Here is an 11,649-nt window from a genome sequence, read left to right on the forward strand (position 1 = left end):
CAAAAAGGATATTTATTCTCCCACAAACATTTTACTCATACATATTAAAGGTTTTTTGCAAACGAAAAGTCAGATGCCGCTTTCTATTGAATATCTAGAGGATTGCAGTAAACAGGAATTTTTACGGAAAATGGTGGATGTGGACATTTTTTTGACTTCTTTTATGGTAGTTGATGAGGAAGTTATGCAACATGCGAAGCGTTTAAAATTAATCGTTATTTGTGCAACAGGGTTTGGAAATATAGACATTGTATCAGCGAAAAAATATGGCATAAAAGTTTGCCCAATACGTGAATATTGTACGCAAGAAGTTGCAGACCACACATTATTATTGTTGTTAGCTTCAGCTCGAAAGCTTAACGCTTATGAGGAAAAAGTATACCAAGAAAAAAACTGGGATTATGATGTACCTAATGTCATTTGTTTACATGATAAAACGTTGGCGATTTACGGTTTTGGTCGAATTGGGCAAGCTGTTGCCAATCGGGCGAAGGCTTTTGGCATGCACGTAATTGTCTATCATCCACATTTTCCAGAAGAACTTGCACGCCAATTAGGGGTTGAATTAGTAAAGGAAAAAGAAATATTTCAGCGAGCGGATATTATATCTAATCATATGAGTGAAAATGCTTCAAATGTCGGGAAATTTAATCAATTATTTTTTAGTCAACTAAAAAAGGAGCCAATTTTTATTAATGCTGGAAGAGGAAGTGCGGTGAATGAACCCGATTTAAAGGAAGCGCTAGAAAAACATCATCTTTCGTTTGCTGCTCTGGATGTCCTTTCTTCTGAACATCCAGATTTGGAAAACCATCCATTATTTAAACGCGCAGATGTCTTATTAACACCGCATGCCGCTTTCTATTCGGAAGATTCTCAGAAGAAACTTTTAGATGTGCCATTGGGACAGATCTTGAGTTTTTTAAACGGAAAAGAGTCTGAATTATATAATGTTGCCAAGTAGCCAGTTGGAGGTGATTTTGTGAATAAAATAGATGTTTTAAAACGCCGCTCGGTACGTAAGTACAAAAAGGGTATTAAAATTTCTAGATACGAAATGGAACAAATGATAAAAGAAACACAACAAGCACCTTCTTCAAGAAATTTGCAACCGATTCGTTTTTTAGTGTGTGAGTCGAATGAAGGTCGTCAAAAATTAGGAGAATGTCTGATTGGAAATGAACTTCAAAACCAAACAGCCTCTGCCATGATTATTGTTTTAGCAGACCGAAAAGGATATCAAAAGGCTGAAAAAATCTTTACGTTAAATCAAGGTAATCGTTCGGTAGAAAAAGTAAAACAAAAGGTGAAACAAATTTTTCATTTGTATGAAGAAGCATATTCTGAAAAACGAAAAGAAAGAATTATTACACAAGATGCTGCATTAGCCTCTATGCAATTAATGTTTGTTGCAAATGCACATGGCTATGATACTTGCCCTATTGGGGGATTTGATGAGCAAAAAGTATATCAAGAAATGGGAATTGATCAACAAAGATATATTGCGACATTAATTCTTTCCATTGGAGTCTCCGATGAGGCAACACCTGTTGAAGCCCATCGTTTACCATTAGAAGATGTGGTGGAATTTTTGTAATTAGAAGGGGAAATTGTAAAGTAAATCATTTTAGTATGGATTGCCGTAACATAATATAGGTTCAGTGCTCCCTTTATGACGCTGATTTTTTGAGGAAAATAAAAAAATCAATGTTTATTCAGGAGGAAAAAATGAGCAAATTTATCAGTAATCGCTACAGAAATTTAAAAGTATATGAAACAGGAGAACAGCCTGGTAGAGGATACATCAAATTAAATGCAAACGAAAGTCCATTTCCACCGTCTCCGAAAATTATGGAAGATTTAACGGATCAAACAATTAGCGACATGCGGTTTTATGGCGATCTTTCGTTTCGTACCCTTCGTCAAAAAATTGCCGAACGTTTCGATTTAGGAGAGAAAAATGTGGCAATTGGAAATGGAGCTGATGATGTATTGGATTTAATTTTTCGGACTTTTTTTGATGAAGGAGATCCAGTTGCTTTCCCGAGTATTACGTATCCATTTTATCGTACATATGGACAATCTTTTATGTTGAATTACCATGAAGTTCCTGTTAGAGATGCTTTAAAGATTAATGTAGAGGATTATATTTCTCTCCCCTATGCCGTCGTTATCGTTAATCCCAATGCTCCTTCTGGTCATTATCTACCTGTTCCCGATATTGAGCGGCTAGTTATGAGTAATTTGAACCGTTTAGTGATTATTGACGAAGCGTATATTGATTACGGTGGTGTTTCAGTAGCGCCGTTAGTAAAAAAATACAATAACCTTTTAGTCGTACAAACCTTTTCGAAATCACGCAATTTAGCAGGTGCGAGAATTGGTTTTGTATTAGGTGATGCTTCACTCATTCATGATTTGAATGGTGTTCGAGGAACGACGAATCCTTTTGCGATGAGTACGATTCAAGAAAAAATGGCTTGTGCATCATTAGATGACGAGGAATACTTTGGGAATTGTGTGCAAGAGATTATCGCAACTAGAAACTATTTTACAAAAGAGCTTCGTCGTATGGGTCATACGGTGCTGGACAGTTTGACAAACTTTGTATTAATCCAGCCACGGGATGTGACTGCAGAAGAGTTATATGAAGCCCTAAAAAAACAAAAGATTTTAACAAGATTCTATAAAATGCCACGTATTGAGCAGTATCTACGCATCTCAATTGGAACCAAGGAAGACATGGATAAAGTTCTTGAGGCGATACAAAATTGCGTTGTGCTCCATTAAAGGAATCTGATCTCACAAAAAAATAATATGCTCAAAAAAAGGTAATGGACTAAACCACTTTATTTAGTTGATTACCTTTTCTTTTTTCAAAAGTACATATACGTTTTCAGAAGGTTGAAAGCTATCTAGCGAAAGCATAATCGCTTATCAAACTTTTTGCATAGTCAAGCACGAAATCGCTAGCGCTCATCGTGTTTCCTATATCTCAGTCGATGCCCCACCAGTTTGTACGGCGATGTGCAAGGCGCTTGCGCTTTTCTTCATAAACTTCTTAAGTTAACTGGTAATAAGTTACCTCATAGATCGACCTGAAATTTATGAAGCTTTGGGATGTGAAGAAAAACACATGCAATAAAATTGAACACTTGTGTTAAATCATTTATAAGCAAAGAATGGCAGGGGAGTTTATAATTTAGTTATGAAAGGGTTTACAAAAAAAGAAAAAGGAGATAAAAAATGAAAGTTGGGATTGGAAATGATCATGCAGGAGTACAATTGAAAAAAGAGTTAACTGAATTTCTAGTGGAGAAAGGAATAGAAGTAATTGATTTTGGTACAAAAGAAGCGAGTCACTGCTATTCAGCACCTATTGCCAAAAGAGTATCTGATGCTGTTATCGCTGATGAAGTGGAAAAAGGGATTCTTATTTGTGGATCGGGTGTAGGTATGTCAATTGCGGCAAATAAAGTGAAAGGAATACGATGTGTAGTTTGTTCGGAGCCATATACTGCAAAGATGTCTAGGAGTCATAATAATACAAATGTTTTAGCTATAGGAGCTAGAGTATTGGGAGTTGAAATGGCAAAATTAATAGTGGAAACTTGGATAGAAACGGAATATGAAGGTGGAAAAAGGGAGATATCCTACCAGCTAATTACAGATATTGAATGCTCCTAAAAGGTCATGAGTTATAGCAGAAAGGTAGTGGTTAATTGAAGAAACCAAGAATTATGGCCATTATAAAGATGCTATTATCAACAGAAGAACCAATCACCATTAACAAGATGTCTCAGGAAATGAATGTTTCTAATAGTACGATCCGAAATGACCTAATTAAAATAGAGCATATGCTATTGATGAATGGATTAATCTTGATGAAAAACCAGGGAATTGGGGTCTGGGTAAATGGATCAAGCAATGTGAAGTTCGAGATGCTTGAAAAAATAAATCGAAAAAATGTGGTTGAAAGAGTAACTGTGCATTCAAAAGAAGACAGAATAAAAAGTATCTTACTGAGACTTTTGAAGAATTTAGGGGAGTTTATCCGAATTGAAAGTTTATCAGAAGAAATGTTTGTATCTCTTTCATCTATTCAAAAAGATTTACAACTTATAAATAAATGGGTAAAAAAATATGATTTAAAAATAGAAAGAAAAAGAAATAATGGAGTGGCTATTATAGGCAATGAGATAAATGGAAGAAAGGCATTAGTTGATTTAGTCTTAATGAAAGATACAAAGGAAATGCTTGCTAGTCATAGATTAGAGAAAATGACAAAAATTGATCATAGACTAGCTAATCAAATAAAGGAAATGATCAATATTGATATTTTTAAACTAGAAAAAATAGTGATTCAAGCGGAACAACTTTTAAAGATGCATTTTAGTGATGAATCCTGTCTCAGTCTAATTATTCATATTGTCATTGCAATGAAAAGAATACAAGATGGAAGTTCCATTCAGAATGAACTAGGAATCAATGATTTAGAAAAATTAAAAGAATACAAGGTTGCAACAAAACTGGCAAAAGAGATAGAAGAACAATTTCATGTACAGTTTAATGAAATGGAAATTAAATATCTTTCTTTGCATTTATCCGGTGCAAAATATATTGAATTTCCAACAGAAGAGCTAGATTCAGATTTAGGAATGGATAATCATGTTTGTAAAATTATTGCGGAAAAGATCATTGAGTTAGTAGAAAGAGTTTGTCAAGTATCCTTTAAAGACGATAAACAATTTTTATATGGACTTCTTATTCATCTAAGACCAACCATTAATAGATTAGAATATGGGATGGAATTAAAGAATCCATTGTTAACAGAAATTAAGTCATTATATCCGAAAGCTTTTGGAATTGCATGTATGGCAAATAAAATATTTGAGAAATATGTAGGGAAAAAAATAACAGAAGATGAAATCGGGTATATAGCTATTCACATTGAAGGAGCGATAGAAAGAATTAGTGTCATGGTTAATACCATTATCGTGTGTTCAACAGGGATAGGTACGGCACAATTATTAGCTACTAAAATTCAAAAAAGATTTAAGCAGATTAATATTGTCCATATTATGTCATACGCTACCTTCAAAAGTGCTCATTTAGAGGAGATTGACTTAGTCATTTCAACGATTCCAATAGATACGAACTTGCCTTTTTTGATCATATCCCCGTTATTAACAGTACAAGATATTAATAGAATTTCGTCATCCTTAGAAAGAAGAAAAGAAAGGTACGATTCGAAGGAACAAACCTTTTTAAAAGAAATGCTTGTTATTAGAGATAAGGAATTTTCTGAGAAAAAAGAAGTTTTTAACTATGTAACAAGTTTTTTATACGAAAAAGGATGGGTAACAAATGACTACTACGATGATTTAGTGAAAAGAGAAGAATTCAATTCTACTGAAATTGGAAAGGGAGTAGCCATTCCACATGCCTCATTAGAAACAATTAGAGAAACTAAATTACTCATTGTTATGTTGAAAAAACCGATTAAATGGGATGAAACGAATGTGGATATTTTAGTATTTGTTTTAATTAATAAAAAGGATATTGAGTGGGTAAGCAATATTTTGCGACCACTATATAGTAGATTTAGTGATGATATTTTTTTACAAACAATTAGAGAAAACCCTAATCGTGTGAAAAGCAGGATAATTCAAGATTTACTGTAAAAAAGAGAGGAGACTACGATGGATTTTATTGATGTATTAAAACCGACATTAATTAAGATAGATATGGTAGAAGATACGAAAGAAGCAGTGTTGGAGGAGTTAGCAAAACTATTAAAGAAAGAAGATGTGATAACTTCAAAGAAAGAATATTTGGAAGCGGTTTATAAAAGAGAGTTGGAAGCGCCTACTGGAATTGGTAACGCTATTGCTATTCCCCATGGAAAAGATAAGAGTATTAAAGAAGCAAGCGTTGCAATAGCAAAGCTAAAATCACCTATTGCTTGGGAAAGTTTAGATGATAAACCAGTAAGCCTAGTCTTTTTATTGGCAATTCCGGAAGAAAATAAAAAGGTAGAGCATTTAAAGTTGTTATCACAATTAGCACAGAAGTTATCAAGGGAAGAAACATTTCATGATTTAAATGCTGTGAAAACCGAAATGGATATGATTAAGGTTTTTCAAAACTAAAGATTTGAAAGGAAGATGACTATGTATATTATTGGAGTAACCGCTTGTACAGTAGGAATTGCCCACACTTATATTGCGGAAGATAAATTAATTCAGGCAGCCAAGAAATTAAATCATGAGGTGAAGATTGAAACACAAGGAAATGTTGGTGCTGAAAATGTTCTAACGGAAGAGGATATAAAAAGAGCGGATATTGTGATTATAGCATCAGATATTAATATAAATGGGAGAGATAGATTTAAAGGGAAAAAAGTTGTTCAAATCCCGATTACTGTTGCAATAAAATCTCCAGAAGGATTAATAAAGCAAATTGAAGAAAAACTAAAAGGAGAATAGCAATAGCAAAAAGAAAATTTACCTTTTATAAACATATGATGACAGGTGTCTCTTACATGATTCCAGTTGTTGCAATGGGTGGATTGCTTATTTCGATTGGAACAATGCTTGGCGGTGTAAGTGTTATTGATTCACCAGAATCTTTTGCAGGTATTGTATATTTTGCAGGGAAAACAGCAATGGCTTTAGTTGTTCCAGTATTAACAGCGTTTATTGCATATTCGATAGCAGATCGGCCTGGGATAGCACCTGGTCTGCTATTAGGAACAATGGCGGTAGCAAATGGCACTGGATTTTTAGGTGGTATTATTGCTGGCTACTTTATTGGATATGTATCGCTATTTATTAAGAAAAAACTTCGTGTGCCATCTGCAATGGAACCATTAGTTCCTGTTTTAATTATTCCGTTATTAAGTGGGATCATTGGAGCTTTATTTATGAGCTATATTATTGCGCCACCAATTTCAGCAGCAACTGCAGCGATGATTACAATGTTTAAAGAAATGGGAACATCCTCTAAGTTTCTATTTGGTGCAATTTTGGGTGCTTTACCAGGAGTAGATATGGCAGGTCCGATTGGAAAAATTTTCACAACTGTTGCAACTGGAATGATGGCAGAGGGAATATTTGAGCCAAACGGTGCAAAAGTCTGCTGTTGTATGGTACCTCCTTTAGCACTAGGTATCTCATCCACGTTTATGTCGAAGAAAAAATATACGAAAAATGAAAAAGAGGCTGGAAAACCAGCACTTATTTTAGGACTTTGTCAAGTAACAGAAGGAGGGTTACCATTTTTATTAGCAAATCCTCTGCGTGTCTTTCCTGCTACAGCCATAGGCTGTTCTGTAACGGGAGGAATTGCAATGGTGTTCGGCGTTACAGCACCAGTAACCATGGGTGGAATCTTTGCTTTACCTGTAATGGGAAATCCAATAGGTGCCGTAATTGCAGTAACAGCAGGTGTTATCGTAGCAGTCGCTTTATTAGCAATCTTGCGTAAAGATGTAGAAGAAGAGGAAGTAGTGAAAGAAGAAGAGTTGAAAATGGATATTTCAATAAAGGTGGAATAGTGGTTTATGATTGGTTCCTAAAAGAGGCTAGGACATAACTAGCCTCTAATAAAGAGAAAGGTGAATTTGAGGGGACTCAAATTCACCTTTCTCTATTTTTTCGTGTTAATTCTTCTATTATCTTAGTTAATGGCAGTGAATTTTCTTAAATTCACTGCCATTAACGCGAGGCCCATTTCGTTTTCCACCTTCGATTTTCCTCGTACAGAAAATCGAGTGAAACGCAAATTAGCCTTCAAGAATCCAAAAACTGGTTCCACATCGGTTTTGCGTTTTCGATAGATGGCACTCGTTTTCTCTTCTGAAAGCTTCGCTCTCACATATTCTTTTTGCTGTTCCCATTTTTTGTTCACCATTAGTTTTCGATTGTTTCCTTCTTTTGCCTTGGTACATGATGAGCGGAATGGGCATCCTGAACAGTCTTCGCACTCGTAGATTTTGAAACTCCTTTGGAAACCTGTAGCGTCCGTTCGGACAGAATGATATTGAAATTCTAAACGTTTCTGATTAGGGCACATATATGTATCGGTTTCTTGATCATATTCCCAGTTATCAGGATTAAATGTATTTTGTTTGTACTTTTTCTTTTGTTCCTTCAAAAACATGTTCTATGTTATCAGTGCTTCTCGGTTTCTGTTTGAGAGAATATCACTAAAGTTTTGTTCACTACCATAACCTGCATCTGCAACAATATGTTTCGGCAACTCGAAATAATGTTGCTCTATCTCATCTAAAAATGGAATTAACGTACGTGTATCTGTTGGGTTTGGAAATAAACTATAAGCAAGCGCATATTGACCTTCAGTTGCGATTTGTACATTGTAACCAGCTTTCAATTGCCCGTTTTTCATATAATCATCTTTCATTCGCATAAATGTCGCATCTAGATCTGTTTTAGAATAGCTATTACGTGGTCCAAAGATTTTAAGATCCTGTTGGTACTTCCGTTTTCTCAAGACAAAATCAATCAACTGTTTACGCACTTGTTTCGGGTATTTTCGTTCACTTCGTAAGGCTTTTCGTTCAGTAACATCTGAAGATGCTTCCATTTGTTTATCATATTCGGTCACTACTTCTTCTACTTTTTGAACCATTTGAGTGAGTTCTCCAAATGATAGCTGTTCATCACTTTCCCGTTCCATTTGGGGGATGATTTCGTTCTCAAGCAACTCATTGTACAACTGGTTTGACTTATCGATTAAACTCTGATGAAATTTCTCAATCGCTTTCTTCCAGACAAACGTAAATTTATTCGCATTCGCTTCAATCTTTGTACCATCGATAAAAATCGCTTCTTGATCGATCAGTTTTTCTTCAATCAATTGGCAGCGAAATTGGATGAAACATTGACGGATTAAATCTTTTACTTCTGGTTGAACACGAAATCGGTTAATTGTACGATAGCTTGGTTCATACCCTTGAGCTAACCACATCATACGGATACTGTCTTTTAATAGGGCCTCCATTTTACGCCCCGAAAAGACAGATTGAGTGTAGGCACATAGAATAATTTTAAGCATCATGCGTGGATGATAGGCAGGACAACCTTCATTTCGAAGAAATGGTTCAAACGCTTCTTGAGGGATACTTTCCACTAAATGATGGACATGGAAGGCAATATCATTATTTTGTAACTTTACTTCTAAATCTAAAGGTAAAACGATTTGATTCATGTTATAATCTTTAAACATAAGGACACTTCTTTCTGATTAGATTTTGTGTGGTAACTTAATTTTATCAGAAGTTGTCCTTTTTTCATCTTAGAAGTGGGTTTTGTCCCAGCCTCTTTTTAAAAGGTAAGAAAGGATAAAATTTTTAAAGGCTGAAAAATGTCTAGCGCAAGCGTAATCGCCTATCAAACTTCAGGTCATTTCCCTCCGATAAGTCAACATCGAATCGCTGTTATAAATGTCAACACAAATATGTACAATTTTGCTTGCGTAAGGATGTACAAAATCACTCGTTTTCTTGCGTTAAATGAGCCTTTAATCGATAAGAATCACCTACAATGGTTACGACAGTTGCGTGATGTAAAATACGATCTAAAATCGCATTCGCTAGTTTAGTCTCTTGAAAAATTGTATCCCACTCTTTGAAATTTACATTTGTAGTGAGAATCGTACTTTTCTTTTCGTATCTCATGTCAATGAGCTGAAAAAAGAGCTTCGCATCTTCCGCATCTATTGGCAAGTAACCAATTTCATCTACGATTAAAAGCTTGTACTTGGCATAATGCTTTAAACGACTTTCTAAACGGTTTTCCAACCGTGCTTTCTTCAAATTCTGGATTAAATCATGGCACTTAATAAAATAAGTACTAGTTCGTTTCTTCGCTGCGGCAATTCCGATTGAAGTGGCCAAATGGGTCTTTCCAACACCACTTGTACCCAAGAAAACGATATTTTCATTCTCCTCTATAAAACGGAGCGTTAAAAAATCTAAGATTTGTTGTCGGTTAATGGAGGGTTGAAAATCAAAATCGAAATCAGTTATTTCTTTACGATGTGGGAATGCACCTACTTTCACCATTGCCTGTGTCATATTTTGCTCTCGGACATCAATTTCATAGTTCGTTAATTTAATCAAAGTATCATTAAAGGACAATTGATTATTTACACTAAAGTCTATGACTTCATTTAAATGTAACGTCATTTGCTTAAGCCCCAGATACTCTAGATTCTTTAATAATTGCTGATGATTTGTTGTTACTTGATTCATTATTTATACACTTCTCCAATCGCTGCTAAGTTCTTTTTCGCTAACTCATCAATATTAGGATAGTTAGGCATAGAAACCCCTAGTGATTCCTGATAGTGGGTTTCTTGATAATTTAATTTCTTCCCACTTAAGGGATGTTGTGCGATGAGCTCCGTGTTATAATAAACCCATATTTGATCATCATACACTTGTAGTCCAACTCTCTTTCCTTGGTATTTTGCTGGTACCGAGTATTGATTCGATTTGTAAGAAATCATGTTGGAGGCATTCACCTTTACAAGCTTATGATTGATTCGATAGAAATCTCTTACTTGGACAGTTGGTAGCTGGTGTAAGAGGTTCTTTTCTTTTTTAAATTCTAATACTGGTATCTTGCCAGTCCCCTGATGTACCTCATGATTGACTCGATTACATAAATCCTGTACAAATCGGTGTAATTCTTCTAAGGTCAGTTGACCTTGATAAGCATGAATTTCATCTAATAGTTTCATCGTTGTTTCTACTTTTCCTTTTGTACGTGGTCTGCCTGCTACACAAGGTTTTACTTTAAAACCAAAGTCGTTAGCGAATTGTGCAAACTTATTATTCACTTTTCCGCTAGAAAATTCTGTTCTAGCTTCATCCATAACTGTTTTCATATTGTCCGTAATTATCTCTGAAGGAACACCACCAAGTGCTTCAAATGTTTCCGTTAAAAACGAAAACAATGTACTTTGTGATTTAGAGATACTTAGATGGAACGTGCGGAACCTTGAATAAGAAAGAACAAGAACGGCCACATTCACTTCTACCTGTTGACCATCCTTAGTATCAAATAGAATACTTTCTTTCCAATCTAGTTGTGCTTGTTTACCTGGTGCTGTTTCAAAACGAGCTGCCCCTTTGGGGGAGGCAATCTTTTTGTCCTCATCAAAATAAGCTTTAAATTCTGGTATTCTAGCTATATACGCCCTAAATGTAGAAGCCGAACAATCAAGACCATGATTATCTTTTAAATATTGCCAAAGCACCCTCCGATAATAAAACTTCTGTTTCGAATCCTCCGATAAAAGTGCGGCTATAATTTCATAATATTCATCAAGCATAGATGCCTTTTTCCTTGTACGTTTTGGAATAAACCCATTGAGATATTTATCGATTGTTCTACGATCTACCCCTAATTCCCTAGCTAATTCACTTTTATTAATTTTCATCTTTAACTGCTCCATTACTTGTTTGAATTTTCCTAAATCTGAAAGACTCTTAATCTCAAAATCTGTTTCAATATTTAACTTTATGTACATACTAATCACCCAATATTAGTATGTAATTCATAATCAATTTTGTACATCTTTATTCAAGCACGTTTGTACATATTTAAATTATCATTTCTA

10 protein-coding genes and 1 pseudogene are annotated in these 11,649 nt (G+C 34.9%); 8 read left to right on the forward strand and 3 right to left on the reverse strand.

Translation table 11 applies throughout. From position 1 onward, the window contains the following. From ADJ83_RS08350 to ADJ83_RS08385, 8 genes are all read left to right on the forward strand, one after another. On the forward strand, positions 1–964 hold a 964-nt coding region (locus ADJ83_RS08350; RefSeq protein ID WP_048717501.1), incomplete at its 5' end, for a 2-hydroxyacid dehydrogenase. An 18-nt stretch (positions 965–982) separates the two neighbouring features. After that, positions 983–1,597, forward strand: coding sequence for a nitroreductase family protein (locus ADJ83_RS08355; RefSeq protein ID WP_031540055.1), 615 nt, complete (start codon positions 983–985; stop codon positions 1,595–1,597). Between the two features lie 131 nt (positions 1,598–1,728). Then, on the forward strand, positions 1,729–2,790 hold the full coding sequence (gene hisC, locus ADJ83_RS08360) for a histidinol-phosphate transaminase (RefSeq protein WP_031540054.1): 1,062 nt from the start codon (positions 1,729–1,731) through the stop codon (positions 2,788–2,790). A 456-nt stretch (positions 2,791–3,246) separates the two neighbouring features. Beyond that, positions 3,247–3,687: a ribose 5-phosphate isomerase B gene (rpiB, locus tag ADJ83_RS08365; protein WP_031540053.1), complete on the forward strand. Its 441-nt coding sequence runs from the start codon at positions 3,247–3,249 to the stop codon at positions 3,685–3,687. 35 nt (positions 3,688–3,722) lie between these two features. Then, a complete protein-coding gene (locus ADJ83_RS08370) occupies positions 3,723–5,684 on the forward strand; it encodes a BglG family transcription antiterminator (RefSeq protein ID WP_031540052.1) in 1,962 nt (653 codons plus the stop codon). 18 nt (positions 5,685–5,702) lie between these two features. Next, positions 5,703–6,152 carry a PTS sugar transporter subunit IIA gene (locus tag ADJ83_RS08375; RefSeq protein ID WP_031540051.1) on the forward strand — a complete coding sequence of 150 codons (450 nt, stop codon included), beginning with the start codon at positions 5,703–5,705 and terminating at the stop codon, positions 6,150–6,152. A 21-nt stretch (positions 6,153–6,173) separates the two neighbouring features. Continuing rightward, complete coding sequence (locus ADJ83_RS08380) at positions 6,174–6,488, forward strand: PTS fructose transporter subunit IIB (RefSeq protein ID WP_031540048.1); 315 nt, start codon at positions 6,174–6,176, stop codon at positions 6,486–6,488. A gap of 2 nt (positions 6,489–6,490) precedes the next feature. Next, a complete protein-coding gene (locus ADJ83_RS08385; RefSeq protein WP_269320399.1) occupies positions 6,491–7,558 on the forward strand; it encodes a PTS fructose transporter subunit IIC in 1,068 nt (355 codons plus the stop codon). Positions 7,559–7,689: 131 nt separating this feature from the next. Here ADJ83_RS08385 and ADJ83_RS08390 read toward each other — a convergent pair. From ADJ83_RS08390 to istA, 3 genes and pseudogenes are all read right to left on the reverse strand, one after another. Continuing rightward, a pseudogene (locus ADJ83_RS08390) lies at positions 7,690–9,249 on the reverse strand (IS1182 family transposase); the annotation flags it as partial. Between the two features lie 265 nt (positions 9,250–9,514). Further along, on the reverse strand, positions 9,515–10,276 hold the full coding sequence (istB, locus tag ADJ83_RS08395; RefSeq protein WP_048717505.1) for an IS21-like element helper ATPase IstB: 762 nt from the start codon (positions 10,274–10,276) through the stop codon (positions 9,515–9,517). Further along, positions 10,276–11,559 carry an IS21 family transposase gene (gene istA, locus ADJ83_RS08400; RefSeq protein ID WP_048717507.1) on the reverse strand — a complete coding sequence of 428 codons (1,284 nt, stop codon included), beginning with the start codon at positions 11,557–11,559 and terminating at the stop codon, positions 10,276–10,278. Before istA ends, istB begins: the two co-directional genes overlap by 1 nt. Positions 11,560–11,649: the final 90 nt, after the last annotated feature.

Source organism: Bacillus sp. 522_BSPC (assembly GCF_001076885.1).
Taxonomy (GTDB): domain Bacteria; phylum Bacillota; class Bacilli; order Bacillales; family Cytobacillaceae; genus Niallia; species Niallia hominis.